This window comes from Aquabacterium sp. (assembly GCF_044226965.1).
Lineage (GTDB): Bacteria > Pseudomonadota > Gammaproteobacteria > Burkholderiales > Burkholderiaceae_C > Pseudaquabacterium.
Map to the genome: position 1 here is coordinate 46403 of NZ_JBGAGA010000021.1, position 26894 is coordinate 73296.

Annotated in this window: 19 protein-coding genes; 13 read left to right on the forward strand and 6 right to left on the reverse strand. The window is 71.4% G+C overall.

Annotation, left to right across the window (positions count from 1 at the left end):
* The first annotated feature begins 54 nt into the window (after positions 1-54).
* Positions 55-2946 carry a PAS domain S-box protein gene (locus tag ACILR4_RS11915; protein ID WP_395701072.1) on the forward strand — a complete coding sequence of 964 codons (2892 nt, stop codon included), beginning with the start codon at positions 55-57 and terminating at the stop codon, positions 2944-2946.
* On the opposite strand, the gene ACILR4_RS11920 is transcribed toward ACILR4_RS11915, so the two are convergent.
* The 3 genes from ACILR4_RS11920 to ACILR4_RS11930 are packed head-to-tail and all read right to left on the reverse strand — an operon-like array spanning position 2943 to position 6647.
* Positions 2943-4631 carry an ABC transporter ATP-binding protein gene (locus ACILR4_RS11920; protein WP_395701073.1) on the reverse strand — a complete coding sequence of 563 codons (1689 nt, stop codon included), beginning with the start codon at positions 4629-4631 and terminating at the stop codon, positions 2943-2945. The two genes, ACILR4_RS11915 and ACILR4_RS11920, sit on opposite strands and share 4 nt — an antisense overlap.
* 4 nt (positions 4632-4635) lie before the next feature.
* Positions 4636-5712, reverse strand: a complete 1077-nt coding sequence (locus tag ACILR4_RS11925; protein ID WP_395701074.1) for an ABC transporter permease — start codon at positions 5710-5712, stop codon at positions 4636-4638.
* Positions 5709-6647: an ABC transporter permease gene (locus ACILR4_RS11930; protein ID WP_395701075.1), complete on the reverse strand. Its 939-nt coding sequence runs from the start codon at positions 6645-6647 to the stop codon at positions 5709-5711. Before ACILR4_RS11930 ends, ACILR4_RS11925 begins: the two co-directional genes overlap by 4 nt.
* Before the next feature lie 227 nt (positions 6648-6874).
* On the opposite strand from ACILR4_RS11930, the gene ACILR4_RS11935 reads away from it, so the two are divergent.
* From ACILR4_RS11935 to ACILR4_RS11970, 8 genes are all read left to right on the forward strand, one after another.
* The gene (locus ACILR4_RS11935) at positions 6875-8719 is read left to right on the forward strand and encodes an ABC transporter substrate-binding protein (RefSeq protein ID WP_395701076.1); all 1845 of its coding nucleotides are present in this window, start codon (positions 6875-6877) and stop codon (positions 8717-8719) included.
* Positions 8716-10545, forward strand: coding sequence for an ABC transporter substrate-binding protein (locus ACILR4_RS11940; protein ID WP_395701077.1), 1830 nt, complete (start codon positions 8716-8718; stop codon positions 10543-10545). The genes ACILR4_RS11935 and ACILR4_RS11940 overlap by 4 nt, the downstream gene beginning before the upstream one ends.
* Positions 10542-12350, forward strand: coding sequence for an ABC transporter substrate-binding protein (locus ACILR4_RS11945; protein ID WP_395701078.1), 1809 nt, complete (start codon positions 10542-10544; stop codon positions 12348-12350). The genes ACILR4_RS11940 and ACILR4_RS11945 overlap by 4 nt, the downstream gene beginning before the upstream one ends.
* Before the next feature lie 13 nt (positions 12351-12363).
* Positions 12364-14190: an ABC transporter substrate-binding protein gene (locus tag ACILR4_RS11950; protein ID WP_395701079.1), complete on the forward strand. Its 1827-nt coding sequence runs from the start codon at positions 12364-12366 to the stop codon at positions 14188-14190.
* A 68-nt stretch (positions 14191-14258) separates the two neighbouring features.
* Complete coding sequence (locus ACILR4_RS11955) at positions 14259-16055, forward strand: ABC transporter substrate-binding protein (protein ID WP_395701080.1); 1797 nt, start codon at positions 14259-14261, stop codon at positions 16053-16055.
* A 31-nt stretch (positions 16056-16086) separates the two neighbouring features.
* On the forward strand, positions 16087-16995 hold the full coding sequence (locus ACILR4_RS11960; protein ID WP_395701081.1) for an NAD(P)-dependent oxidoreductase: 909 nt from the start codon (positions 16087-16089) through the stop codon (positions 16993-16995).
* A gap of 28 nt (positions 16996-17023) precedes the next feature.
* The gene (locus ACILR4_RS11965) at positions 17024-18223 is read left to right on the forward strand and encodes a pyridoxal-phosphate-dependent aminotransferase family protein (protein ID WP_395701082.1); all 1200 of its coding nucleotides are present in this window, start codon (positions 17024-17026) and stop codon (positions 18221-18223) included.
* A 99-nt stretch (positions 18224-18322) separates the two neighbouring features.
* Entirely contained in the window at positions 18323-20239 is a 1917-nt protein-coding gene (locus tag ACILR4_RS11970; protein ID WP_395701083.1) for a GspE/PulE family protein, read from the forward strand.
* Between the two features lie 13 nt (positions 20240-20252).
* Here ACILR4_RS11970 and ACILR4_RS11975 read toward each other — a convergent pair whose 3' ends face one another.
* Positions 20253-21176 (reverse strand): LysR family transcriptional regulator, encoded by a 924-nt coding sequence (locus ACILR4_RS11975; RefSeq protein WP_395701084.1) that lies wholly within the window; start codon positions 21174-21176, stop codon positions 20253-20255.
* Positions 21177-21296: 120 nt separating this feature from the next.
* On the opposite strand from ACILR4_RS11975, the gene ACILR4_RS11980 reads away from it, so the two are divergent.
* Genes ACILR4_RS11980 through ACILR4_RS11990 form a run of 3 tightly spaced genes read left to right on the forward strand, consistent with a single transcriptional unit; the run spans position 21297 to position 22969 of the window.
* A complete protein-coding gene (locus tag ACILR4_RS11980; protein WP_395701085.1) occupies positions 21297-21512 on the forward strand; it encodes a hypothetical protein in 216 nt (71 codons plus the stop codon).
* A 60-nt stretch (positions 21513-21572) separates the two neighbouring features.
* A complete protein-coding gene (locus ACILR4_RS11985) occupies positions 21573-22109 on the forward strand; it encodes a sigma-70 family RNA polymerase sigma factor (protein WP_395701086.1) in 537 nt (178 codons plus the stop codon).
* Between the two features lie 2 nt (positions 22110-22111).
* The gene (locus ACILR4_RS11990) at positions 22112-22969 is read left to right on the forward strand and encodes an anti-sigma factor family protein (protein WP_395701087.1); all 858 of its coding nucleotides are present in this window, start codon (positions 22112-22114) and stop codon (positions 22967-22969) included.
* A 35-nt stretch (positions 22970-23004) separates the two neighbouring features.
* On the opposite strand, the gene ACILR4_RS11995 is transcribed toward ACILR4_RS11990, so the two are convergent.
* Both ACILR4_RS11995 and ACILR4_RS12000 read right to left on the reverse strand, forming a co-directional pair.
* Positions 23005-24258 carry a thiolase family protein gene (locus tag ACILR4_RS11995; RefSeq protein WP_395701088.1) on the reverse strand — a complete coding sequence of 418 codons (1254 nt, stop codon included), beginning with the start codon at positions 24256-24258 and terminating at the stop codon, positions 23005-23007.
* Positions 24259-24293: 35 nt separating this feature from the next.
* Positions 24294-26087 (reverse strand): feruloyl-CoA synthase, encoded by a 1794-nt coding sequence (locus ACILR4_RS12000; protein WP_395701089.1) that lies wholly within the window; start codon positions 26085-26087, stop codon positions 24294-24296.
* A 131-nt stretch (positions 26088-26218) separates the two neighbouring features.
* Between ACILR4_RS12000 and ACILR4_RS12005 the strand changes: the two genes are divergently transcribed.
* Positions 26219-26830: a TetR/AcrR family transcriptional regulator gene (locus tag ACILR4_RS12005; protein WP_395701090.1), complete on the forward strand. Its 612-nt coding sequence runs from the start codon at positions 26219-26221 to the stop codon at positions 26828-26830.
* Positions 26831-26894 lie beyond the last annotated feature (64 nt).

The window sequence follows — 26894 nt, forward strand, 5'->3', positions numbered from 1 at the left end:
CCGGGATTTGCCGGAGTGGCGGCAGGCCCGCGGCCGCCGCTAAGATCGTTGCCGATGCCTGATCCCCTGCCGCCGGTACCGGCTGGCCCGCCCGCCGCGCGACGCGAGCTGGACGCGCTGGCGGTGCGCGTGCTGGTCGGCGTCAGTGCGGCGCTGGGCGTCCTGCTGCTGGGCACCGGTCTGCTGCAAGGCGGACCGCGCGCCGGCCTGCCGTTCGCGGCCGAGCGCATGGTCTTCGGCGGGGTGCTGCTGCTGGCCGCCGGCGGTGGCTGGCTGCTGCAGCGGCGCGGCCACGCGCGCGGCGCGAGCCTGGGCCTGCTGGCGCTGTGGATCGTCGCCATGCACGGCTACGCGGCCGCGTCGGGGCTGGGCCTGCATTCGCTGGCGCTGGGCGGTGCGCCGATGTTCATCGCACTGGCCGGCATGCTGCTGGCGCCCTCGGCCGCGGCGGCCCTGGCCGTGCTGAACTTCCTGCTGGCGCTGGCGCTGTACGCGGCCGAGCTGCAAGGCCGGCTGGGCGGCGCGGCCCTGCTGGCCACCTCGACGCCGCTGCCCTACCGCGTCGCGGTGCACGGCCTGCTGAGCCTGGGCGGCCTGCTCACGGCCTTGCTGATGGCACGGCTGATCGGCCGCGGCCTGGGCCGCGCGCTCGAACAGGAGCACCGCCTGGCGCAGCTGCTGGCGCTGGGCGCCGACTGGACCTGGGCGCTCGACCTGCAGGGCCATGTGACCGCGCTGTCGGCCTCGTTCGCGCAGCGCACCGGCCGCACGGTGGCCGAGTACCTGCAACTCGGCCGGCCGGGCGGGCCGGTGATCCTGGAGGACGGCGACTGGCCGCAGGTGCGCGCCGCGCTGCGCACACGCCAGCCCTTCCGCGAGATGCTGATCCACTACCGCTCGGTCGACGGCACGCCGCTGACCGTGCGCGCCAGCGGCGACGTGGTGCTCGACGAGCAGGGCCGCGCCACCGGCTGGTGGGGCGTCAGCCGCAACGTCAGCGCCCAGGTGCAGGCCGAGGCCGAGCTGCAGCGCTCGAAGGCCCTGCTCGAGCGCCTGTTCCGCGAGTCGCCCGACGCGATCACCGTGGCCAGCACGCGCGACGGGCGCATCCTGCTGCTGAACGACAGCTTTGCCCGCATCACCGGGTTCACCGAGGCCGAAGCGCTGGGCAAGACCGCGCTGGGGCTGGGCCTGTGGCGCGACAAGGAGACGCCGCGCGCGCTGCGCGCCGCGCTGGTCGCGCACAAGCATGTGCACAACCTGCGCTCGCCGGTGTGGACGCATGACGGGCGGCGCCGCGACATGCTGCTGAACGTCGGCAGCTTCGACTGGGACGGCGAGCCAGTGGCGGTGATCACCGCGCGCGACATCACCGAGACCGAGCGCGAACGCGCGCAGACCGAGGCCATCCTGGACAACGCCTCGGTCGGCATCGCGCTGGTGCGCGAGCGCCGCTTCGAACGCGTGAACCCGCAGTTCGAGCGCATGTTCGGCCTGGCCCCGGGCAGCCTGCACGACGCACCGATCAGCCAGGTGTTCGCCGACACGGCCGGCTACGAAACCTTTATCGGCCAGGTCGACCAGGCCCTGGGCAGCGGGCAGACGCTGGACATCGAGCGCCATGTCACCCGGCCGGACGGCAGCCGCATCGTCGCGCGCATGCGGGCCCGGGCGGTCGACGCGGCGCAGCCGCGCGAGGCCGGCACCATCTGGGTGGCCGAGGACATCACCGAGCGGCGCGAAGCGGAGAAGGCGCTGGCCGAGGCGCGCAATGCCGCCGAGGCCGCGAACCAGGCCAAGAGCGCCTTCCTGGCCAGCATGAGCCACGAGATCCGCACGCCGCTGAACGGCGTGCTGGGCCTGGCGCGGCTGCTGCAGGACCCGGCGCTGGACGAGGCGCGGCGCCGCGAGTACCTGGGCCACCTGGTCGAATCGGCCGAAGGCCTGGCCGGGCTGGTGTCCGACGTGCTGGACCTGAGCAAGATCGAAGCCGGCCGCCTGCAGCTGGAGCGGCTGCCCTTCGACCTGATCGCGCTGGTCGAAGGCAGCTTCCGCAGTTTCGCGACCCTGGGCCGCGAGCGCGGCCTGGCGATGCGCTGCGAGCTCGAACCCGGCCTGCCGCGCCAGGTGCTGGGCGACCCGGTGCGGCTGCGGCAGATCCTGTCGAACTACCTCAGCAACGCGCTGAAGTTCACGCCGGCTGGGCAGATCACTTTGCGCGTTATCAAGGCCGACGCCACGCACCTGCGCGTGGACGTGATCGACAGCGGCATCGGCATTGCGCCCGAGGCGCGCGAACGCCTGTTCCAGCCCTTCGAGCAGGCCGACGGCTCGACCACGCGGCGCTTCGGCGGCACCGGGCTGGGCCTGTCGATCTGCCGCCAGCTGGCGCAGCTGATGGGCGGCGAGGTCGGCGTGGACAGCACGCCGGGCCAGGGCAGCCGCTTCTGGCTGCGGCTGCCGCTGCAGGCCGTCGAACCCGCGCCGCAGCTGCTGCTGCCCGCGCCGGTGCCGGCCAAGGCGCTGGACGGCACGAAGGTGCTGGTGGTCGAGGACAACCCGGTCAACATGCTGATCATCACCGCGCTGCTGCGCGCGCTGGGGGCCGAGCCGGTGGAGGCACAGGACGGCGCCGAGGCGCTGCTGATCGCGCGCGACATGAATGCCGAGCTCGCCGCGGTGCTGATGGACCTGCACATGCCGGTGCTCGACGGCCTGGGCGCCGCGCGCGCGCTGGCCGCCGACGCGCGCACCCGGCACCTGCCGGTGATCGCGCTGTCGGCCGCGGTGCTGGAAAGCGAACGCGAGCAGGCGCTGGCCGCCGGCATGGTCGACTTCGTCGCCAAGCCGGTGCACGAGGCGGAGCTCAAGCGCGCGCTGGTGCGGCTGATCGCGGCGCCGGCCGCACCGGCTGGCCGCCAGGCACCCGCACCGGATGGCCGTTAGGCCGTCGCCCCCTGCCAGCCCCGCGGCACCGCGCTCATCAGCCGGCGCGTGTAGTCCTGCTTCGGATGCGCCAGGATCTCGGCGGCGCTGGCCTGCTCGACCACCTCGCCGTCCTTCATCACCATCACCTCGTCGGAGATGAAGCGCACCACCGCCAGGTCGTGGCTGATGAACACGTAGCTCAGGCCCAGCTCGTCCTGCAGGTCGCGCAGCAGGTTCAGCACCTGCGCCTGCACCGAGACGTCGAGCGCGCTCACCGCTTCGTCCAGCACCAGCACCTCGGGGTCCAGCGTCAGGCACCGGGCGATCGCCACGCGCTGGCGCTGGCCACCGGAGAACTCGTGCGGGTACTTGCCGAAGGCGCTGGCGTCCAGCCCCACCTTGGCCAGCAGCGCCTGCGCACGCGCCTCGCGCTCGTGGACGCTGGCGCCGATGCCGTGGATGGTCATCGGCTCGACCAGGGTCTGCCCGATCGTGAAGCGCGGGTTCAGGCTGGCATAGGGGTTCTGGAACACGATCTGGATGCGCCGGCGCATCAGCTGGCGTTCCGCGTCGCTCAAGGTCAGCAGGTTGCGGCCGTCGAAGATCACCTCGCCGCCGGTGGGTTCGTGCAGGCGCAGCAGCGTCAGCCCCATCGTCGTCTTGCCCGAGCCCGACTCGCCGACCACGCCCAGCGTGTGGCCGCGCTTCAACTCGAAGTTGACGTCGCGCACCGCGCGGAATTCGCGCTTGCCGAACAGCCCCTCCTTCAGGAAGAAGCTCTTGGCCAGGCTCTTGACCCGCAGCACCACCGGCGCGTTCGGGTCCTTGGGCTTGGCCACCGCGGCCGCGGTCGGGGCGCTGCCGTTGGTCTGCGCGATGTGGTCGTCGATCACCGTCAGCCGCGCCGGCGTTTCGGTCAGGCTCGGGCGGCAGGCCAGCAGCGCCTTGGTGTAGGCGTCCTGCGGCGCGCTGAAGATCTGGGCCACCGGGCCCTGCTCGCGCACCACGCCGTGGCGCATCACCACCACCTGGTCGGCAATCTCGCCGACCACGCCGAGGTCGTGGCTGATGAACAGCACGCTCATGCGGTGCTTGTCCTTCATCTTCGCGATCAGCTCGAGGATCTGGCGCTGGATCGTCACGTCCAGCGCGGTGGTGGGCTCGTCGGCGATCAGCAGCTTGGGTTCGCAGGCCAGCGCCATCGCGATCATCACGCGCTGCTGCTGGCCGCCGGACATCTCGTGCGGGTAGGCCTTCAGCCGCCGCTTCGGCTCGGGAATGCCCACTTCGGCCAGCAGCGCCTCGGCCCGCTCGATGGCCTGGCGCCCGCTCATGCCCAGGTGCTTGACCAGCGGCTCGGCCAGCTGCTGGCCGACGGTGAACACCGGGTTCAGCGAGCTCATCGGGTCCTGGAACACGCAGGCGATCTCGCGCCCGCGCAGCGCCTGCAGCTCGGGCAGCGAGGCATGCAGCAGGTCCTTGCCGTGGTACAGGATGCGGCCCTCGCGTTGCGCGTTGTCGGGCAGCAGGTTCAGCACGCTCATCGCGGTGACGCTCTTGCCCGAGCCCGATTCGCCGACCAGCGCCACGGTGCTGTTCTCGGGAATGTCGAAGCTCACGCCCTTGACGGCCTGCGCCAGCGTGGTGGCGCCGCGCTGGCCCATGCGGAAGGCGACCTTGAGGTCCTGGATACTGAGCAGCATGGTCTTACTCGGCTCCGCGCAGTTTGGGGTCCAGCGCGTCACGCCAGCCGTCGGCCATCAACGAGAACGCGGTGACGAACACCGCCATGAACACGGTGGCCGCGGCCAGCTGCCACCAGTAGCCGAGGATCAGCTCGGCCTGCGATTCGGCCAGCATCGTGCCCCAGCTGACCTGGTCGATCGGCACGCCCAGGCCCAGGTAGGACAGGATCACCTCGCTCTTGATGAAGCCGACCACCAGCAGGCTCATGCGCACCAGGATCACGTGGCTGACGTTGGGCAGGATGTGGCGGAACATGCGCGAGCCCGACGAGGCACCGATGGCCTCGGCGGCGCGCACGTACTCGCGCGTGGAATGCTTGATGAACTCGGCCCGCACCTGGCGGTACACCGTGGTCCAGCCGACCAGGCTGAGGATGATCACGATGGTCCAGATGCCGCGCGGGATGATCGCGTCGGCGCGGTTCAGCACCGCGGCCAGCGTGAAGATCAGCAGGATGTCGGGGATGGACGTGAAGACGGTGTAGAGCCACTCGAGGAAGTCGCCGATCCTGCCGCCGAAGAAGCCGGCCAGCGCCCCCAGCAGGGTGCCGAACACCGCGGCCAGCACGGCCGCCAGCAGGCCCACCGCCACCGACACCTGCGTGCCCTTGATGGCCTTGGACAGCACGTCGCGGCCCAGCCGGTCGCCGCCGAAGGGCAGCGTCTCGGCCTTCACCGTGTCGGTGGTCTTCAGCTTGGCGGCACGCTCGGCCCATTCCTTGTAGCGCGGCGCCAGCGGGTCGATCGAGCTCAGGTCGACGTTCGGGCCCTTGGGCGTGGCGATGGCGCCGGTGGCCTCGGGCGGCTTGGGGCCGATGAAGTGCGGCGGCGCATTGGCCACGCCCACTTCGCGGCCCCAGTCCTTGGCCACCAAGCCCAGGCCCGAGGCCAGGATCAGCAGCAGGAACGCGAACACGATGCACATCGACGTCAGCGCGACGCGGTCGCCCTTGAAGCGGCGCCACGCGGCATGCCACACGCCTTCGGAATGCACGATGGTGGCGGGCGCCGCCACCGGCGAATTCAGCACCGCGCTCATTTGAGAACCACCCGGGGATCGACGACCTTGTAGAGGATGTCGGTGCCGAGGTTGATGAACATCGTCAGCACCGCCAGGTACACCGTGGTGGCCTGGATCACCGGATAGTCGCTGCGGTTCACCGCCAGCAGCACCTCGCGGCCGAGGCCGGGGATCGAGAAGAACACCTCGATCAGGAACGAGCCGACGAAGATGCCCGGCAGCGCCAGGCCGACGTTGGTGAGGATCGGGATCATCGCGTTGCGCAGCACGTGCTTGAACAGCACCGTGCCTTCCTGCAGGCCCTTGGCGCGCGCGGTGCGCACGTAGTCGTGGCCGAGTTCGTCGAGGAAGAAGCTGCGGTACAGCCGCGTCTGCGGCGACACGCCCACCAGCACCGCCAGCAGCACCGGCAGCGGCGTGTAGGTGGTGAGGTTGGTCCAGGTCGAATCGCTCCAGCCCTGCACCGGGAACCAGCCGAGCTGGAAGCCGAACACATACTGGCCGACGATGATGTAGACCAGGAAGCTGATCGACAGCGCGACGGTGGTGACGATCATCAGCAAACGGTCGGTCAGCGAGCCGCGCACGTAGGCCACGCCCAGCGCGATCGGGATCGCCAGCAGCGTGTCCAGCAGCAGGATCGGGATCATCACCGTCAGCGTGGCCGGCAGCCGGGTGGCGAACAGGTGGCTCACCGCCTCGTTGGTGGCCCAGCTCTTGCCCCAGTCGAAGGTGGCGATCTGCTTCAGGAAGATGCCCAGCTGCACGTACCAGGGCTCGTTCAGGCCCAGCTGCTGGCGGATGGCATTGACCTGGTCGGCCGTGGCGTTGAGGCCACCGAGGATTTCGGCCGGGTCGCCGCCGAAGAAATGGAAGAGCACGAACACCAGCAGCACCACGCCGATCAGCGTCGGAATCATTTGCCACAGGCGTCGTATCAGGTAGGCCACCATGACGCGCGGAACTCCATGCACGGGCCGCCGACGCTCGTGGCGCGGCCGCCCCAATTTCGGGATGCGCGAGTGTAGGACCCCCACACTGGCGCGCTCCCCTATCGCAAACCCCGTGCCGGGGGTACTCCGGCAGCAGGGGAAGCGGCCCTTAGACTCGGCACTTCGCCAACTGCTGTTCCTGGCGCACCCGGCCACCACCCCGAGCCGGCGCTGCCCAAAAAGCCCTGATGAGCCGACCCCTGCTCCTGGCGCTGACCACGAGTCTGCTGCTGTGCCTGCCGCTGCGCCTGCAGCCGGCGCTGGCCAATGCGCCGGCCTCCCCCCCCGCGGCCAGCGGCGTGAAGACACTGCGCTACGCCTTCCGCGTGGCCGAGACCTCGTTCGACCCGATCCAGGTCACCGACCTGTATTCGCGCACCGTGGTCGGCAACATCTTCGAGGCGCCGCTCGAATTCGCGCTGATGGCGCGACCCTTCCAGGTGCGGCCCAACACCGCGGCGGCGATGCCCGAGGTGTCGGCCGATTTCAAGACCATCACGCTCCGGCTCAAGCCCGGCATCCACTTCGCCGACGACCCCGCGTTCAAGGGCCGCAAGCGCGAGCTGACCGCGGCCGACTACGTCTACAGCATCAAGCGCCACTACGACCCGCGCTGGAAGAGCGGCAACCTCTACGTGATGGAGAACGCGCGCATCCTCGGCCTGTCCGAGCTGCGGCAGAAGCTGCTGCGCGAGAACAAGCCTTTCGACTACGACACCGAGGTCGAAGGCCTGAAGGCGCTGGACCGCTACACGCTGCAGTTCCGCTTCGCCGAACCGCAGCCGCGCTTCCTGTACCTGCTGGGCGACAGCGCGCTGTTCCCGGCCATGGCGCGCGAGGTGTGCGAGGCCTATGGCGACAAGATCGGCGCCCACCCGGTGGGCACCGGGCCGTACCGGCTGGCGCAATGGGTGCGCTCGTCGAAGATCGTGCTCGACCGCAACCCCGGCTACCGCGAGGTGCTGTACGACGAGCAGCCGCCGCCGGACGATGCGCGGCTGCAGGCGATCGCGCAGCGCTATCAAGGCCGGCGCCTGCCGCTGAACGACCGCGTCGAGGTCTCGATCATCGAGGAGAACCAGCCGCGCTGGCTGGCCTTCCTGAACGCCGAGCACGACCTGCTCGAAGAGGTGCCGGTCGATTTCGCGCCGCAGGTGCTGCCGAACAACCAGCTCGCGCCGCACCTGGCCAGGCGCGGCATCGGCATGGAGCGCTACCTGCGCGCCGACATCTCGGCCTCGTACTTCGCGATGGAGCATCCGGTGGTCGGCGGCTACACGCCCGAGCGCGTGGCGCTGCGCCGCGCCATCGCGCTGGCGGTGGACGTGGACCGCGAGATCCGCCTGGTGCGGCGCGGCCAGGCGATTCCGGCGCAATCGACCGTCGGCCCCAACACCTGGGGCTACGACCCGGCGTTCAAGAGCGAGATGAGCGAGTTCGACCGCGCCAAGGCACGCGCGCTGCTGGACATGCACGGCTACGTCGACCGCAATGGCGACGGCTGGCGCGAGCAGCCCGACGGCACGCCGCTGGTGCTGGAATACGCCTCGCAGCCCGACCAGGAACGCAAGCAGCTGGCCGAGCACTGGAAGGCCAACATGGACGCCATCGGCATCCGCATCGTCTTCAAGCTGGCCAAGTGGCCCGAGCAGCTGAAGGCCTCGCGCGCGGGCAAGCTGATGATGTGGGGCGTGGGCTGGTCGGCCACCGTGCCCGATGCCGATGCCTTCCTCGAACTCGGCTACGGCCCGAACAAGGGCCAGGCCAACCATGCGCGCTTCGACCTCCCGTCCTATAACGCGTTACATGATCGTCAACGTGCGCTGCCCGACGGCCCCGAGCGCGCCGCGCTGATCGAGCAGCAGAAGAAGCTGATGGTGGCCTACATGCCCTACAAGGCGCATGTGCACCGCGTGTTCACCGACCTGACCCAGCCCTGGGTGCAGGGCTACCACCGCAACGTGTTCGCGCGCAACAGCTGGAAGTACGTGGACATCGACCTGGCCGAGCTGCAGCGGCGGAGCGCCCAATGAAGCGGCGCGCCGTCTCCGGCCTGGCCGCGGCGATGCTGGCCGCGCCGCTGCTGCCCGTGCGCGCGGCCGAGGCCGGGCGCAGGAAGGTGCTGAACATCGCGTTCGCGGCGGCGGAGACCAGCCTCGACCCGGTCAAGATCAACGACAACTACTCGCGCACCGTCACGCCGCACATCTTCGAGGGCCTGTACCGCTTCGACCACCTGGCCCGGCCGGTGAAGATCCGCCCGCTGCTGGCCGAGGGCATGCCCGAGGTCTCGGCCGACTTCCGGGTCTGGACCGTCCGGCTGCGGCGCGGCGTGTACTTTGCCGACGATCCCGCCTTCCAGGGCCGGCGCCGCGAGCTGGTGGCGCAGGACTTCGTCTACGCGTTCAAGCGCGCCTTCGACCCCGCCAACAAGAGCCCCTTCGTCGGCGGCATGATCGCGCAGGGCTTCGTCGGCCTGAACGCGCTGCGCGACGAGGCGATCCGCGAGAAGAAACCGTTCGACTACGAGCGCCCGGTCGAAGGCCTGCAGGCGCTGGACCGCCACACCCTGCGCTTCGTCGTCGAGCAGCCGCGCCCGCGCCTGCTGGACATCCTGGCCTGGTCCGACCAGCTCGGCGCGGTGGCGCGCGAGGTGGTCGAGTTCTACGGCGACCAGATCGACGCGCACCCGGTGGGCACCGGCCCGTTCCGGCTGAAGCAGTGGCGCCGGTCCTCGCTGATCGTGCTGGAGCGCAACCCGCAGTTCCGCGAGGAGTTCTACGACGAGCAGCCCGCGCCCGACGACGCCGAGGGCCAGGCCATCCTGGCGAAGCTCAAGGGCAGGCGCCTGCCGATGGTCGACGAGGTGCGCATCTCGATCATCGACGAGAGCCAGCCGCGCTGGCTGGCCTTCCTGAACGGCGACAACGACCTGATCGCCTCGCGCGCGAACGCGGTGCCGACCGACTACTTCGCCACCGCGATGCCCAACGGCAAACTGGCGCCGAACCTGGCCAAGCGCGGCATCCAGGCCTGGCGCATCGTCAACCCCGACACCGGGCTGACGCTGTTCAACATGGACAACCCGATGGTCGGCGGCTACACGCCCGAGAAGGTGGCGCTGCGCCGCGCGATTTCGCTGGCCTACGACAACGCGCGCGAGATCCGCCTGCTGCGCCGCGGCGGCGCGATCCCCGCGCAATCGCCGATCGTGCCGCACACCAGCGGCTACGACCCGGCCTTCAAGAGCGAGATGAGCGACTACGACCCGGCCCGCGCCAAGGCGCTGCTGGACCTGTACGGCTATGTCGACCGCGACGGCGATGGCTGGCGCGAGCAGCCCGACGGCTCGCCGCTGCTGCTGGAAATGGCCACCCAGCCCGAGCAGCGCAACCGCGACTTCGATGCGCTGTGGAAGAAGTGCCTCGATGCGGTGGGCATCCGCATCCGCTTCGTCACCGGCCAGTGGCCGGAGAACCTGAAGGCCGCGCGCGCCGGCAGGCTGATGATGTGGACCCTGGGCTCCTCGGCCGACACCGCCGACGGCCAGGGCAGCCTGGCACGGCTGTACGGCCCCGAGATCGGCAGCCAGAACATGGCGCGCTTCAAGCTGCCGGCCTTCGACGCCCTGTACGACCGCATGAAGGCCCTGCCTGACGGCCCCGAGCGCGACGCGCTGTACCTGGAGGCCAAGCGCCTTGCGGTGGCCTACATGCCGTGGAAATTCCACGTCCACCGCATCGAGGTGGACCTGGCCCATCCCTGGGTCATCGGCTACCGCCGCACCGTGTTCTGGAACCAGTGGTGGCACCTGATCGACATCGACACCGCGCAGCAACCTGCGCCACGACACGCATGAACGCCCTGCTCCGACTGCTCCTCCTGTGCATCGCCGCCGCCCTGCCGCTGGCGGCCACGGCCGACGAACCGAAGAAGGTGCTGCGCGTGGCCTTCAGTTCGGCCGAGACCGGGTTCGATCCGGTCAAGCTCAACGACCTGTACTCGCGCGCCATCACCGCGCACATCTTCGAGGCGCTGTACCAGTACGACCCGCTGGCGCGGCCGACGAAGATCCGGCCGCTGCTGGCCGACGGCATGCCCGTGTCCTCGCCCGACTTCAAGGTCTGGACGATCAAGGTCAGGCGCGGCATCTACTTCGCCGACGACCCCGCCTTCAAGGGCAGGAAGCGCGAGGTGACGGCGCAGGACTTCGTCTACGTCTTCAAGCGCGTGTTCGACCCGGCCAACAAGAGCGCCGGCCTGGGCGAGCTGGACTCGGTGGGCTTCGTCGGCCTGATGGCGCAGTACCAGGAGGCGGTGAAGACCCGCAAGCCCTTCGACTACGACCGCGAGGTCGAAGGCATCAAGGCGCTGGACCGCTACACGCTGCGCATCACGCTGGAAGCACCGCGGCCACGTCTGCTGGAAGTCCTGGCGCAGTCGGACCTGTACGGCGCCATGGCGCGCGAGGTGGTCGAGTTCTACGGCGACCAGATCGACGCGCACCCGGTGGGCACCGGCCCGTTCCGGCTGAAGCAGTGGCGCCGCTCGTCGCTGATCGTGCTGGAGCGCAACCCCGACTACCGCGAGGAGCACTACACGGCCGAGCCCGCGGCCGACGATGCCGAAGGCCAGGCCATCCTGGCCCGGCTCAAGGGCAAGCGCATGCCCTTGATCGACGAGGTGCAGGTCTCGATCATCAACGAAAGCCAGCCGCGCTGGCTGGCCTTCCTGAACGGCCAGATCGACGCGCTGGCGACCCAGACCGGCGCGGTGCCCATCGAGTTCGTCAACATCGCGATGCCCGGCGGCCACCTCGCCCCCAACCTGGCCCGGCGCGGCATCCAGGGCTGGCAGGTGGTGAACCCGGACGCCGGCGTCTCGTTCTTCAACATGGAGAACCCGGTCGTCGGCGGCTACACGCCCGAGAAGGTGGCGCTGCGCCGCGCCATCTCGCTGGCCTACGACGTGCAGCGCGAGATCCGCGTCGTGCGCCGCGGCATCGGCGTGCCGGCGCAGTCGATGCTGGTGCCGCACACCAGCGGCTACGACCCGGCGTTCAAGAGCGAGATGGGCGACTACGACCCGGCGCGCGCCAAGGCGCTGCTGGACCTGTACGGCTACGTCGACCGCGACGGCGACGGCTGGCGCGAGCAGCCCGACGGCTCGCCGCTGGTGCTGGAGATGACCACGCAGCCGGAACAGCGCAACCGCGACTTCGACCTGGTGTGGAAGAAGTGCATGGACGCGATCGGCATCCGCATCCGCTTCATCACCGGCCAGTGGCCGGAGAACCTGAAGTCGGCCCGCGCCGGCAAGCTGATGATGTGGCAGCTCGGCGGCTCGGCCGACAAGCCCGACGGCCAGGGCTCGCTGGCGCGCTACTACGGGCCCGAAGCCGGTGCGCAGAACCTGGCGCGCTTCAAGCTCGAGGCCTTCGACAAGCTGTACGACCAGCTGCAGGCGCTGCCCGACGGGCCCGAGCGCGACAAGCTGTTCCTCGAAGCCAAGCGCCTGACCACCGCCTACATGCCCTGGAAGGCGCATGTGCACCGGGTCGAGATCGACCTGGTGCAGCCCTGGGTCGTCGGCTACCGGCGCCCGCTGTTCTGGACCGAATGGTTCCAGTACGTCGACATCGACCCGAGCAAGCGGCCAAACTGAGCGTCCACCCACAATGCCCTCCCTGCCCCTCACCCGCCGCCGCGTTGGCCAGTTCGCCGGCGCCTGGGCGCTGGCCGCGCCGCTGACGGGCGTGCGCGCCGAAGGCGGCCGCAAGGTGCTGCGCTTCGCGTTCAGTTCGGCCGAATCCAGCTTCGACCCCATCAAGGTCAACGACCTGTACTCGCGCACGATCACGCCGCACATCTTCGAGGGCCTGTACCACTACGACCACCTGGCGCGGCCGGCGAAGATCAAGCCGCAGCTGGCCGAGGGCATGCCCGAGGTCTCGGCCGACTTCCGGGTGTGGACGGTCCGGCTCAAGCGCGGCGTCTTCTTCGCCGACGACCCCGCGTTCAAGGGCCAGAAGCGCGAGCTGGTGGCGCAGGACTTCGTCTACAGCTTCAAGCGCGTGTTCGACCCCGCGAACAAGAGCCCGATCGTCGGGGGCATGATCACCGTCGGCCTCACCGGCCTGAACGCGCTGCGCGAGGAAGCCATCGCCAGGAAGATCCCGTTCGACTACGGGCGCGAGGTGGAGGGCATCCGCGCGCTGGACCGCTACACGCTGCGCATCACGCTGGACCAGCCGCGCCCGCGCCTGCTGGAAACGCTGGCCCAGCCCGACCTGCTGGGCGCGGTGGCGCGCGAGGTGGTCGAGTTCTACGGCGACAAGATCGACGCGCACCCGGTGGGCACCGGCCCGTTCCGGCTCAAGCAGTGGCGCCGCGGCTCGCTGATCGTGCTGGAGCGCAGCCCCGACTACCGCGAGGTGCTGTACGACGCCGAGCCGGCGACCGACGATGCCGAGGGCCAGGCGCTGCTGGCGCGCTTCAAGGGCCGCCGTCTGCCGCTGATCGACGAGGTGCAGGTCTCGATCATCCTGGAGAACCAGCCGCGCTGGCTGTCCTTCCTGAACGGCCAGATCGACATGCTGGCCACGCTGGCGAACGCGGTGCCCAGCGAGTACATCAACCAGGCCATGCCCAACGGCAAGCTGGCGCCGAACCTGGCCAGGCGCGGCATCGTCGGCCGGCGCCAGGTCAATTCCGACAACGCGCTGACCATGTTCAACATGGAAGACCCGGTCGTCGGCGGCTACACGCCCGAGAAGGTGGCGCTGCGCCGCGCGATGTCGCTGGGCTACGACGTGCAGCGCGAGATCCTGGTCTACTGGCGCGGCGCGGCCATTCCCGCGCAGTCGCCGATCGTGCCGCACACCAGCGGTTACGACCCGGCCTTCAAGAGCGAGATGAGCGACTACGACCCGGCCCGCGCCAAGGCGCTGCTGGACCTGTACGGCTATGTCGACCGCGATGGCGACGGCTGGCGCGAGCGCCCCGACGGCTCGCCGCTGCTGATCGAGATGACCACCCAGCCCGAGCAGCGCTTCCGCACCTTTGACGAGTTATGGAAGAAGGCGCTCGACGCGCTGGGCATCCGCGTCAAGTTCATCATCGGCCAGTGGCCGGAGAACCTGAAGGCCGCGCGTGCCGGCAAGCTGATGATGTGGCAGCTGTCCTCGTCGGCCGCGGGGCTGGATGGGCAGAGCGCGCTGGCACGCCTGTACGGCCCCGAAGCCGGCAGCCAGAACATGCCGCGCTTCAAGCTGGCTGCCTTCGACCGCCTGTACGAGCGCATGCAGGCGCTGCCCGACGGCCCCGAGCGCGACGCGCTGTTCCTCGAGGCCAAGCGCATCGCCGCCACCTACCTGCCGTGGAAGAACCGCATCCACCGCATCGATGCCGACCTGATGTGGCCCTGGGTCGTCGGCTACCGCCGGCCGCTGTTCTGGCAGGACTGGTGGCAGTACATCGACATCGACGACACGAAGAGGGCATGAGCCCGCCCGGCCGCCCGAAGGGCGAATTCCCTCCTGGAGGGACGGCGCGCAGCGCCAAGGGTGCACCAATGAGCCATCGCGGGCTGCGGCGACGCGACTGGCTGGCCGGCAGCCTGGGCCTGGCCGCGGCCACCGGTGCCGCCGCCAGCCGCGAGGGTCCCAAGACGCTGCGCCTGGCGCTGCCCGCCACCGAGACGCAGCTCGACCCCGCGCAAAGCGAGAGCAGCTACTACACCTACCAGGTCATCGCCAGCATCTTCGAATCGCCGCTGGGCTACGACTACCTGGCGCGCCCGCCACGGCTGGTGCCGCTGACGGCCGAGGCGCTGCCCGAGATCCCGGCCGACTACCGCCAGATCACGCTGCGCATCCGGCCCGGCATCTTCTTCGCCGACGACCCGGCGTTCCAGGGCCGCCCGCGCGAGCTGACCGCGGCCGACTACGTCTACAGCCTCAAGCGCTTCTACGACCCGCGCTGGAATTCGGCCGACCTGTACATCTTCGAAGGCGCGAAGCTGCTGGGCCTGAGCGAGCTGCGCCAGCAGGCGCTGAAGAGCGGCAAGCCCTTCGACTACGACACCGAGGTCGAAGGCCTGAAGGCGCTGGACCGCTACACGCTGCGCATCCGCCTGGCCGACCCCGACCCCCGCTTCGTCTACCAGCTGGCGCTGCCCTACCTGAGCGGCGCGGTGGCGCGCGAAGTCGCCGAGCGCTACGGCCCCGACATCGGCACGCATCCAGTGGGTACCGGCGCCTACCGGCTCGCCAGCTGGCGCCGCGGCTCGCTGATCGTGCTGGAGCGCTCGCCCGGCTTCCGCGGCGAGGTCTACAGCGGCCAGCCGGCCGAGACGCCGCTGGCCCAGTCGATAGCGCATGAATTGAGCGGCCAGCGCCTGCCGCTGATCGACCGCATCGAGTTCAGCATCATCGAGGAGCCGCAGCCGTACTGGCTGTCCTTCGTCAACGGCCGGCTGGACATGATCGAGGCGCGCGGCAGCTACGGCCAGCTGGCGGTGCCCAACGGCCATCTCGCGCCCTTCCTGCGCAAGCAGGGCGTGCAGCTGGCGCTCGAACCGCAGGCCGACATGCAGATGACCTACTTCAACTGCGAGGACCCGGTCGTCGGCGGCAACACGCCCGAGAAGGTGGCGCTGCGCCGGGCCATCGCGCTGGCGCACGACGGCGCGCTGTGGCGGCGCATCGTGCGCGGCGGGCTGGCGGTGCCGGCGCAGTCGCCGATCGCGCCCTACACCTACGGCTACGAGCCCGACTACCGCAGCGAGATGAGCGAATACGACCCGGCCAAGGCGCGCGCGCTGCTGGACCTGTACGGCTATGTCGACCGCGACGGCGACGGCTGGCGCGAGGCGCCCGACGGCCGGCCGCTGACCTTGCGCATCGCCTCGCTGGCCGACCAGCTGGGCCGCGACGGCAACGAGGTCTGGTACCGCAGCCTGCGCGCCGTCGGCCTGCGCGTGGTGTTCGAGCCCGCCGGCTGGGGCGAGCTGCTGCGCCGCTCGCGCGCCGGCAGCCTGATGATGTGGGGCTACGCCTGGAGCGCCGCCACGCCCGACGGCGCCTTCTTCCTCGGCATTGCCTACGGGCCGAACGCCAGCGAATCGAACGACGCGCGCTTCCGGCTGCCGGCCTTCGACAAGCTGTACGAACGCCAGCGCGTGCTGCCCGACGGCCCCGAGCGCGCCGCGCTGATGCGCGAGGCCAAGAATCTGATGGTGGCCTACATGCCGTACAAAGTGCACGGCCATCGCATCCAGGCCGACCTGCTGCAGCCCTGGCTGCGCCACTACTGGCGGCATCCGTTCATGCGCGACATCTGGCGGTATCTGGACCTGGCGTCGCACTGAGGTTTTTCGGGCTGCGGCACACTCGCTCGCCATGCATTCGCCACCCCTGCTGCTGCTGCCGCCCGACCCTTCGCTGATCCCGGCCTACCGCGCCGCGCTGCTGGCGGCCGACCCGTCGCTGGACGTGACCGGCTACAGCCGCGAGCTGGATGACGCGCAGCTCGCGCGCATCGAGGTCGTGCTCGGCTGGCGCCTGCCGCCGGGGCTGGCGCCGCGCCTGCCGCGGCTGCGCTGGGTGTGCTCGATCGCCGCCGGCGTCGAGAAGCTCCTGGTGCCCGAGCTGCCGCCGCAGGTGCCGGTGTCGCGCATCGTCGACCCCGACCAGGCGCTGGGCATGGCGCAGCATGTGGCGCTGATGGTGCTGCGCCATGCCCGCGCGCTGCCGCTGTACGAGCAGCAGCAGCAGGTGCGCAGCTGGGCGCGCCACCCGAAGGCCGCGGCGCGGCACCGCGTCGCGATCCTCGGCTTCGGCGAGGTCGGCCGCGCCATCGCCGAGCCGCTGCGCGCGCTGGGCTTCGCGGTCGAGGGCTGGCGGCGCGACAGCGGCCCGCTGCACGCGCTGCTGGCGCGCAGCGACATCGTCGTCAACACGCTGCCGCTGACGCCGGCCACGCAGGGCCTGCTCGACGCCGGCTGCTGGGCCGCGATGCCGCGCGGCGGCTACTTCATCAACGTGGCGCGCGGCGGCCATGTCGACGAGGCCGCGCTGATCGCCGCGGTGCAGTCGGGCCAGCTGGCCGGCGCCGCGCTCGACGTGCAGCAGACCGAGCCGCTGCCGCCGGACGACCCGCTGTGGGCCGTGCCCGGCATCCTGATCACGCCGCACATCGCCGCGCAATCCTCGCTGGAGACCGTGGCCGCGCAGTTCGTCGCCGGGCTGCGCTGCCTGCAGCGCGGCGAGCCGCTGCCCCATCCGGTGGACCGCACGCGCGGCTACTGACCCCTTCACGCCACCAGGACCATCGCCCATGCCCCGCATTCCCGGCCGCCGCCTGCTGCATTCCCCCGGTCCGACGCCGGTGCCCGACGAGGTGCTGCACGCGATGCTGCGCCAGCCCACCGACCTGGGCGACCCCGCCGTCGCGCAGCTGATCGACGACTGCGAGCGCGGCCTGCAGCGCCTGCTGCAGACGACGACGGCCGACGTCTTCCTCTACGCCGCCAACGGCCACGGCGGCTGGGAGGCGGTGATCGCCAACCTGGTGGGCCCCGGCACCGTGGTGCTGATCCCGGGCACCGGGCATTTCTCCGACAGCTGGGCCGAGCAGGTGCGCGCGTTCGGCGGCGAGGCCTTGCGCACGCCCTGGCGCGAGGGGTTGCCGATCGACCCGGCCGAGGTCGAGGCGCTGCTGCGGGCCGACCGCGCGCAGCGCATCAGCGCCGTCTTCACGGTACACACCGACACCGCCAGCAGCGTGACCAGCGACGTGCCGGCCATCGCCCGCGCCATCCAGGCCGCCGGCCATCCGGCGCTGCATGTGGTGGACGTGGTGGCCTCGCTCGGCGCGGCGCCGTTCGCGATGGACGCGCTGGGCATCGACGTGGTGATGGGCGCTTCGCAGAAAGGCCTGATGGGCCAGCCCGGCCTGGCCTTCGTCGCGGCGAACGAACGCGCGCTGGCCGCGGCGCAGCGCAACCCGGCGCCGCGCTTCTACTGGGACTGGGCGCGCCGCCGCGGCGCGATGCCCTACCAGAAGTTCTGCGGCACCGCGCCGCTGGCGCACCTGGCGGGCTTGCGCGCGGCCATCGGCCTGATCGAGGCCGAGGGGCTGGACGCGGTGTGGGCACGGCACCAGCGCCTGGCCGGCGCGGTGCAGGCCGCCGTCTCGGCCTGGGGCCAGGGCTTCGCGCTGTTCGCGCGTGAAGCTGCTGCGCGCTCGGTCTCGGTCACCGCCATCCAGACGCCGCCGGGCGTCGACCCCGAGGCCATCCGACGCGTCGCGCGCGAGCAGTTCCAGGTGGCGGTGGCCGGCGGCCTGGGGCCGCTGGCCGGCCGGGTGTTCCGCATCGGCCACCTGGGCGACCAGAACGAGGCGCAGATCCTCGGCTGCCTGGCCGGCGTGGAGGCGGCGATGCTGCAGCTGGGCCTGGCCTTCACCAGTGGCCTGCCGGCCGCGCAACAGGCACTGGTGGACGCAGTGCGTGCCGTGAACGCAACGCCGGCTTGACAGGCGTCAAGCCGGCGCACGCTGCGGAAGACGCGGCGGCGCGCGGCGTGCGATCCGCCCACCCGCGGTGCGGCGGCGCGGGCTAGCCTCGATGTCGAGATGGACACAAGCACCGCCGACACCGAACCGATGGGCCTGGACCCGGTACCACGCCCCGCACAAGCCGCACAAGGCGCACTGCCGGCCTCGCTGCAGGAACTGCAGCAGGCGCTGAGCCGGCCCGAAGGCCCGCGGGCCCGCCACCTGGGCGAGGCGCTGATCGAGCGCGGCATCATCGATCCCGCCATCCTGCAGGCGGCCTTGGCCCGCCAGCGCCAGCTCACGCCGCACCGGCTGCTGGGTCAGCTGCTGGTCGACGGCGGCACGATCACGCCGCTGCAGCTCAACGGCGCGCTGGCCTCGTGGATGGGCGTGCCGCTGGTCGACCCGCGCCGCCTGGTGCCCGAGCCCGAGGCGCTGGCCCGCCTGCCGCGCGCACTGGCCGAGCGCGAACAGGTGCTGGCGCTGATGCAGCACGAGGACGCCCTCGTCGTTGCCATGAGCGACCCCTGGGACCAGGCGCTGCTGGAGCAGCTGCGCTTCGCGGCCGAGCAGCGCGTGCTGCCGGTGATGGCGCTGCCGGGTACCCTGCCCGCTGCGCTGTCCGCGGCCTACCGCGTGCCGGCCGGCGGGCATGACGGCGGCGATCCAACGGCCAGCGAGGTGGCGCTGCTGGCCCGTGCGCTGTCCGAAGAGGGCCAGGCCGATGTCGACATCGACCCGGCGGTGCTGAACCAGTCCGACAACCCGCTGGTGCGGCTGGTCAACGCGATGATCGCCGACGCGGTGCGGCTGCGCGCCAGCGACATCCACATCGAAAGCGGCGAAGGCCAGCCGGTGCGGGTGCGCCTGCGCATCGACGGCGAACTCGCGCCCTACCTCGAGCTGCCACAGCGCCTGCGCTTCGCGCTGGTGGCGCGGTTGAAGATCATGGCCGACCTCGACATCGCCGAGCGCCGCAAGCCGCAGGACGGCAAGATCGCGTTCGCCCGTTTCGGCGGCGCGCGGGTCGAGCTGCGCATGGTCACCGTGCCCACCTTGCACGGGCTCGAAGACGTGGTGCTGCGCATCCTCTCGGGCCTGAAGCCGATGCCGATCGAATCCATCGGCCTCTCGGCGCCGGTGCTCGCCGGCCTGCGCAGCGCGATGGACAAGCCCTACGGCCTGGTCCTGATCTGCGGCCCCACCGGCTGCGGCAAGACCACCACGCTGCACTCGGTGCTGCGCGAACTCAACACCGCCAAGCGCAAGATCTGGACCGCCGAAGATCCGGTGGAAATCACCCAGGCCGGCCTGCGCCAGGTGCAGGTGAACCCGCGCATCGGCTGGACCTTCGCGGCGGCGATGCGCACCTTCCTGCGCGCCGATCCGGACGTGATCATGATCGGCGAGATGCGCGATGCGGAGACGGCCCGCATCGCGGTGGAGGCCTCGCTCACCGGTCACCTGGTGCTGTCCACGCTGCACACCAACTCGGCGCCCGAGAGCATCACGCGGCTGCTGGAGATCGGACTGGACCCGTTCATGTTCTCCGATTCGCTGTTGGCCATCCTGGCGCAGCGCCTGGTGCGGCGGCTGTGCACCCGCTGCCGCGAGGCGCGGCCGCTGGACGATGGCGCGTTGCGTGCCCTGGCACAGCAGTACGCCGAGAGCAGCGGCGGGCGCGGCGCCACGATGGACGCGCTGATCGAGCGCTGGCGCCGCCAGCATGGCGACGCACAGGGCCGGCTGCTGATGCACCACCGCCGCGGCTGCGAGGCCTGCGACCACACCGGCTACCGCGGCCGGCTGGGCCTGCACGAGCTGATGGTGGCCAGCGACAGCACGCGCCACCTGGTGCGCCACCGCGCCGCGGCCGACGCGCTGCAGGCCGCCGCGCTCGATGCCGGCATGATCACGCTGCGGCAGGACGGCATCGAGAAGGTGCTGGCCGGCCTGACCGACATGGCCGAGGTGCTGACCGCGTCGAACGCCTAGGAGTGCTCGGCGCCTAACGCTCCAACAGCGCGGCCACGCCGTCGCCCACGTGCTGCATGAAGGCCCGCACGCGGGCCGTCTGGCGCAGGTCGGGGTGCGTCAGCATCCACACCGGCACCGAGAGTTCGGGGATCACGTCCGACACCGCCACCAGCTCCGGCAGCAGCGGCTCCATGAAGGTCGGCAGGATGCCCACGCCCAGGCCGGTGCGCAGCACCGCGGCCACGGCGTTGAAGATGTCCACGCGCAGCCGCACCTGGGCCTGCGCCAGCTGCTCGCGCATCCACTGGTCGTACACGCGCGACTGCGCGTCGCGCTCGAAGGTGACCCAGGGCGCCTCGCGGATCAGCGTGGCCAGCGGCTCCAGCGCCTGCGGCAGGCCCGCGGCGCCGCGCCGGGCGTACACGCGGCAATGCGTCATGCCCAGCGGCCGGCCCACCAGGTGCTCGGCCACCTGCGAGGTCAGGCGCACCGCGACATCGGCCTCGCGGCCGGTCCAGGTGGCCGATTCGTCGGCGCGGCGGCGCGTCAGGTCGACCAGGAAGGCGTTCTCGACCACCTCGACCTCGATGCCGGGAAAGGCGCGCGCGAAATCGGCCAGCGGCTGCGGCAGCAGGTGCGTCATCACGACGAAGGCGGTGGTCACGCGCAGGGGCCCGGTGAGCTCGCGGTCGCGGCCGAGCACGCGGCGCTCGATCTCGTCGGCCTGGTCGGCCATGCGGCGCGCCTGCTCCAGCACCAGCGCGCCGGCTTCGGTGGGGCTGTAGCCGGTGCGCTGGCGCTCGAACAAGCGCGCACCCAGGCGCTGCTCCAGCGTGTCCAGCCGGCGCAGCACGGTGGTGTGGTTCACGCCCAGCTGGCGCGCGGCCGCCACCAGGCTGCCGGCGGTGCCGATGGCCAGGGCGTAGCGCAGGTCGCTCCAGTTCAACTCGTCCATGGTCCGAGTATCCCGAAGGGGACTGCAGAAACGCAAGCTCGGACTGCAGATCATCGCGTTGCCTGCAGAAAACGCAGCCCCTACGATGGCCACCGGTCCGCCCGATTCTGGAGAACCCTGATGGACATGCGCCTGCCCGCCGGTCTGCAAGCCGCCGACGCCTCCCAGGCCGCACTTGCCGACGCCCCGCCGCCGCTGCGCCTGCTGCAGCGCTGGCAGCCGGCCGCCGCGCTGCCGCCGCTGGAGCGGCGCACCGTGGCGGCCTTGCGCGCCGCGCCGCGCCACGACCTGCCGCGCTGGCGGCTGAAGCTGCAGCAACTGTTCGGCGCCGCCTGAGAATCAGGCCCTCGCCGCGCCGCGGCGGAATAACGCGGCCCGCTGCCGCGTAGGCTCCGGGTGGACGCTCCCGATTCGTTTCGTCAGCAGCTGCTGGCCGCCATCCCGCGCTTGCGGCGCTATGCCCGCTCGCTGGTGTTCGAGCCCGCGCCGGCCGACGACCTGGTGCAGGCCACGCTGGAGCGTGCGCTGTCGCACTGGCACCAGTTCGACCAGCGGCGCGACATGGTGCTGTGGCTGCTGTCGATCGCCCACAACGCCTTCCTCGACAGCCGCCGGCGCGACGCGCGGCTGCAGGTGCTGGACCCGCAGCAGATGCAGCTGCACCAGGACCTGCACGGCGCCGACCCCGGCGTGGATGTCGGCCTGCGGCTGGACCTGGCAGCCGCGCTGGCGCGGCTGTCGCCCGAACAGCGCGAGACGCTGCTGCTGGTCAGCGTCGAGCAGCTGAGCTATGCCGAGTGCGCCGAAGCGCTGGGCATCCCGATCGGCACCGTGATGTCGCGCGTCTCGCGCGCCCGGGCCGTGCTGCGCGAATGGCTGGAAGGCCGCGGCCGGACCGACCCCAAAGTGCGCCCGCTGCGACGGGTGGTATGACGATGGACAGCTTCGTGCAACAACCCGATGACACCACGCTGTCGGCCTGGCTCGACGGCGAACTCGATGACGAGACCCGCGCCACGGTCGAGGCCTGGCTGCGCGAGCACCCGGACGACGCGGCCCGCGTGCGCCTGTGGGCCGCCGACCGGGAGGCGCTGCGCGCGCGCTTCGACCCGGTGCTGGCCGAGCCCGTGCCGGAGGCGCTGCAACGCACGGTGCGCGAAGGCGGCCGCAGCGGCGGGCAGGGCCCCGGCGCCTGGCGCGGCTGGCGGCTGGCGGCCGCGGCCGCCGGCCTGATGGTGGGCGGCGGCCTGCTCGGCGGCGCGCTGGTGTGGCAGCTCCAGCCCGCGCGCGAGCTGGCGGCCGCCCGCAGCAGCTGGACCCAGCGCGCCGCGGTGGCCCACGCGGTCTACGCCCCCGAGCTGCGCCACCCGGTGGAAGTGAACGTGGCCGAAGGCCAGCCCGCGGAACAGCATGCGCAGGAAGAACACCTGGCGCGCTGGCTCACCAAGCGGCTGGACATGCCGGTGCGCCTTTTCGACCTGCGCGCGCAGGGCTTCACGCTGGTGGGCGGCCGGCTGCTGCCCGATGCGCAGGGCCCGAGCGCGCAGCTGATGTACCAGAACGCCGGCGGCCAGCGCGTCACCGTCTACCTGCGCCGGCCCGAGCCGGGCACCAACACCTCGTTCCGCTACCAGCGCGAGGGTGAACTCGGCATGTTCTACTGGGCCGAGGAAGGCTACGGCTGCGCACTGGTGGGCAAGCTGCCGCGCGAACGCCTGCTGGCGCTGGCCGAGGCCGCCTACCAACAGGTGGAACAGGACCTGCCCGGCCTGAAGCCGCGGCCGTCGTCTTAGCCGCGGGCCCGGGCCGCGGGCCCGGGACGCGGAGGTCAGGCCTGCGGGTTCTCGACCAGCAGCGCAATGCCCTGGCCGCCGCCGATGCAGGCCGAGGCCACGCCCCAGCGCGCGCCGATCTGCTGGAGCTGCCGCGCCACCGTGATCGTCAGCCGCACGCCGGTGGCCGCCAGCGGATGGCCCAGCGCAATGGCGCCGCCGTGCACATTCAGCTTGTCCAGGTCCAGGTCCAGCTCGCGCGCCACCGCCAGGGTCTGCGCGCCCTGCGCTTCGTTGACCTCGAAGCGGGCGATGTCGGTGAGGCGATGGCCGCTCTTTTCAAGCAATAGACGGATGGCCGGCGCGGGGCCGATGCCCATCACCTCCGGCCTGACGCCGACCACCGCCGCCGCGGCGATGCGCGCGAGCGGCGCGCGACCCGCGGCGCGCTGCCAGTCGCGCGCCACCGCACCGCTGGCCACCAGCGCCGCGGCCGCCGCATCGGTCAGCGCCGAGCTGTTGCCGGCTGTCTGCACGCCGCCGTCGAACACCGTGCGCAGCCGCGCCAGCGCCTCGGGCGTGGTCGGCCGGGGGTGGCTGTCCTGCTCCACCACCGTGGCCTTGCCGGCCAGGCGCAGCCGGCGCGGGCGGTAGCCGGGCAGCTCGAAGCGCTCGTCGCTCACCGGCACGATCTCGCCGGCCAGCCAGCCCGAGGCCTGCGCCGCCAACGCGCGGCTGAACGATTGCGCGGCGAAGGCGTCGACCGCCTCGCGCGTGATGCCGTATTCGGTGGCAAGGTTCTCGGCGGTCTGGATCATCGAGATCGCCGCGGCCGGGTCGGTCAGCGATTCCCACATGAAGTCCTTGAAGCCGACCGGCGCGCCGAGCCGGAAGCCGCCGCGGTGGTCGAAGGCCGCGATCGGGTTGCGCGTCATCGACTCGGTGCCGACCACCAGCGCCAGCGAGGCCGCGCCGGCGCCGATCTGTTCGCCGGCCTGGCGGAACAGCTCGAAGCCGGTGCCGCAGATGCGCTGGCACATCAGCGCCGGCACCTCCAGCGGCACGCCGGCATACAGGCCGATGTGGCGCGGCAGGTAGAACTGGTCGAAGCCGCCCGGCGCCATGTTGCCGGTCAGCACGCTGTCGACCTGCGCAGCGTCGACGCCGGCGCGCGCCAGCACCGCGCGCGCGGCCTTGATGCCCAGGTCGATCGGGTTCGCCTCGGCGAACGCGCCCTGGTGGTCGACCATCGGCGTGCGCAGGCCGTCGAGCAGGAACACGTCATCGAAGGATTGGTAGAGGCCGCGCATGAGGGTCGCTGCTTTCGAACGTTAGGAATGAGTGATCAGGCCGCCCGCACCACGCCGGCGCCGCCAGCGTACAGCGCCTCGACCTGCGCGGCGCGGCGCTTGAGCACCGCGCCCTGGTTCAGGTAGCCCTTGTCGGTGATCTCGCCGCCGTCGGCACTGGGCGGCTCGGCGAGCACCAGCGCGCGCACCGGCACCTGCGAGGAGCCGCCGCCCTCGGCCTTCAGCGCCTTCAGCGCCGCGCCGATGCGCTCGGCCAGCTGAGCCGGGGGCAGCGCCGCGCCCTCGGCCGTCGGGAACACCAGCACGCCGACCTCGTCGCGGTCGTGGCCGGTGATCACCACGTCCTGCGCCAGCGGCGCCAGCGCCGACACCACCCGCACCCGCAGCGTGCCCACGCTGACCCAGGTGCCGGTGGTGAGCTTGAAGTCCTCGGCCACGCGGCCGTCGAACACCACGCCGCGCTCGGGGTGCGCCTCGTCGGCGAACTTGCCGGCGTCGCCGATGCAGTAGTAGCCCTCCTCGTCGAAGGCCTTGGCGGTGAGCTGCGGCGCATCCCGATAGCCCGGGAACACGCTGACGCCGCGCACCCGCATCTCCAGCTTGCCGCCGTTGGGCACCAGCTTCAGCTCCACGCCGGGCAGCGGCAGGCCGATGACGCCGGCCCGCTCGAGCTGCCAGTGCGCGCTGGTGACCGCGGGCGCCGTCTCGGTCGAGCCCCAGGAGGTGGTGAGCCAGATCTCCTCGCCCCGCACGCGCTTCGCCAGCGCCTGCAGCCGTTCCCAGCTGGCCTGCGGCAGCGCCGCACCGGCATAGAACACCACGCGCAGGCGCTCGAAGAAGCGTTGCGCCGCGGCCGCGTCTTTTTCGAGGTAGGGCAGCAGCAGGTCCAGCCCGCGCGGCACGTTGAAGTAGATCGTCGGCTGCACCTCCAGCAGGTTGGCCAGCGACTTCTCGACCAGGCCCGGCGCGGGCCGGCCCTCGTCGATGACCAGCGTGCCGCCGTTGCGCAGCACCAGGTTCAGGTTGTGGTTGCCGCCGAAGGTGTGGCTCCACGGCAGCCAGTCGACGATGACCGGCTTCTCGTGCTCGAGGAAGCGCCAGGCCTGCGCGATCATCTGCTGGTTCGCGCACAGCATGCGGTGGGTGTTGATCACCACCTTCGGGTGCCCGGTGGAGCCCGAGGTCAGCAGGTACTTGGCATGGGTGTCGGGCGTGACCTCGGCAAAGGCCTGCATCACCGCCGGGCCTTCGGCGGTGCGGGTCAGCGACTCGAAGGCCAGCGCGCCGGGGAAGCTTTCGGCACCGCGGCTGAACACCATCACCGCGTCCAGCCCGGCATGGGCCAGCGCCGGACCGTACACCTCTGTATTGTCGGCATAGACCAGCGCCGGGCCCAGCGTGTTCAGGATGCCGTGGATCTTGGTGTAGTCCTTCGTCAGCCGGCAGTAGGCGCTGGACACGGTGCACACCGCGCGGCCGATGTGCATGGCCGCCAGCATCAACAGCAGGTGGTCCAGCCCGTTGTCCGACAGCACCACCACCGGCGCCTGGGGCTTGAGCTTCAGACCCAGCAGGCTCTGCGCGATGCGGCCCACCGTTTCACGCGCCTGGCGCCAGTTCAGGCGCCGCCATTCACCGTCGGGCCGGCGCTCGGCAAAGGCCGGCGCCTCGGGCGTCTCGGCGGCCCAGCGCTCCAGCCATTCACCCACGCAGCGGGCATAGGGCTTCAGCGGTTCGGGCGAGCGCAGCACCACGCTGCCGTCGTCGAAGGGCACGCGCACCACGCGCGGCGGCGCCAGCAGCCGGGGATCGTCGAAGAAGGTGCCCATGGCTCAAAACATACAGTTGTGTATTGACTGGATGGTAGTGTTCCGCTCACTGATGGGCATCAGGGTTTCCTCGCGTTTCCGTACAGCAGTGCATGGCATCATCCTGCCTTCCCGAGACCACCGGCCCCCGCGTGAACGCCCCGACCGCCACCCCCCGCCGCCGCGACAGCAGCGCCCGCGCCCAGCTCACGCCCGAGGCCTGGATCCAGGCCGCCACCGAGGTGCTGGTGGACCAGGGCATCGACCATGTGCGGGTGGACGTGCTGGCCGGCGAGCTGGGCGTCACCCGCGGCAGCTTCTACTGGCATTTCCGCGACCGCGAGGAGCTGCTGCGCGCGGTGCTGCAGGCCTGGCGCGAGCAGGCCACCGAGGCGCTGACCCAGCGCCTGGAGCGCGCCCATGCCGACGCGCGCGAGCAGCTGCGCGACGTGATCTCGCTGCCCTTCCGCGGCCGCTCGGCCACGCGCGCGGCACGCATCGAGCTGGCCATCCGCGCCTGGGCCCGGCGCGACGAGATGGCGCGCCACGCGGTCGACGAGGCGGATGCCTCGCGCATCGGCTACATCGCGCAGGTGTTCTCCGCGCTTGGCTGCCCGATTGCCGAGGCCCGCTCGCGCGCCTTCCTGCTCTACACCTACGTCGTCGGCGAATCGTTGATGCCGCGTCAAGGCAGCGCGGCCCAGCGCGCCGAGCGCGCACGCTTCGTCGAGCGCCTGCTGTCGCCGCCGGCGGCCGCGGGTTAGCGCCCGATTGCCCCCGCTTTTCGGGCGTGACCGGGGCCCGGCCGCGGGCGCAGAATGACCTGCA

Coding starts and splice junctions, on each gene's coding strand:
- ACILR4_RS11915 (WP_395701072.1), top strand. CDS start 55: ATGCCTGATCCCCTGCCGCCGGTACCGGCTGGCCCGCCCGCCGCGCGA.
- ACILR4_RS11920 (WP_395701073.1), bottom strand. CDS start 4,631: ATGCTGCTCAGTATCCAGGACCTCAAGGTCGCCTTCCGCATGGGCCAG.
- ACILR4_RS11925 (WP_395701074.1), bottom strand. CDS start 5,712: ATGAGCGCGGTGCTGAATTCGCCGGTGGCGGCGCCCGCCACCATCGTG.
- ACILR4_RS11930 (WP_395701075.1), bottom strand. CDS start 6,647: ATGGTGGCCTACCTGATACGACGCCTGTGGCAAATGATTCCGACGCTG.
- ACILR4_RS11935 (WP_395701076.1), top strand. CDS start 6,875: ATGAGCCGACCCCTGCTCCTGGCGCTGACCACGAGTCTGCTGCTGTGC.
- ACILR4_RS11940 (WP_395701077.1), top strand. CDS start 8,716: ATGAAGCGGCGCGCCGTCTCCGGCCTGGCCGCGGCGATGCTGGCCGCG.
- ACILR4_RS11945 (WP_395701078.1), top strand. CDS start 10,542: ATGAACGCCCTGCTCCGACTGCTCCTCCTGTGCATCGCCGCCGCCCTG.
- ACILR4_RS11950 (WP_395701079.1), top strand. CDS start 12,364: ATGCCCTCCCTGCCCCTCACCCGCCGCCGCGTTGGCCAGTTCGCCGGC.
- ACILR4_RS11955 (WP_395701080.1), top strand. CDS start 14,259: ATGAGCCATCGCGGGCTGCGGCGACGCGACTGGCTGGCCGGCAGCCTG.
- ACILR4_RS11960 (WP_395701081.1), top strand. CDS start 16,087: ATGCATTCGCCACCCCTGCTGCTGCTGCCGCCCGACCCTTCGCTGATC.
- ACILR4_RS11965 (WP_395701082.1), top strand. CDS start 17,024: ATGCCCCGCATTCCCGGCCGCCGCCTGCTGCATTCCCCCGGTCCGACG.
- ACILR4_RS11970 (WP_395701083.1), top strand. CDS start 18,323: ATGGACACAAGCACCGCCGACACCGAACCGATGGGCCTGGACCCGGTA.
- ACILR4_RS11975 (WP_395701084.1), bottom strand. CDS start 21,176: ATGGACGAGTTGAACTGGAGCGACCTGCGCTACGCCCTGGCCATCGGC.
- ACILR4_RS11980 (WP_395701085.1), top strand. CDS start 21,297: ATGGACATGCGCCTGCCCGCCGGTCTGCAAGCCGCCGACGCCTCCCAG.
- ACILR4_RS11990 (WP_395701087.1), top strand. CDS start 22,112: ATGGACAGCTTCGTGCAACAACCCGATGACACCACGCTGTCGGCCTGG.
- ACILR4_RS11995 (WP_395701088.1), bottom strand. CDS start 24,258: ATGCGCGGCCTCTACCAATCCTTCGATGACGTGTTCCTGCTCGACGGC.
- ACILR4_RS12000 (WP_395701089.1), bottom strand. CDS start 26,087: ATGGGCACCTTCTTCGACGATCCCCGGCTGCTGGCGCCGCCGCGCGTG.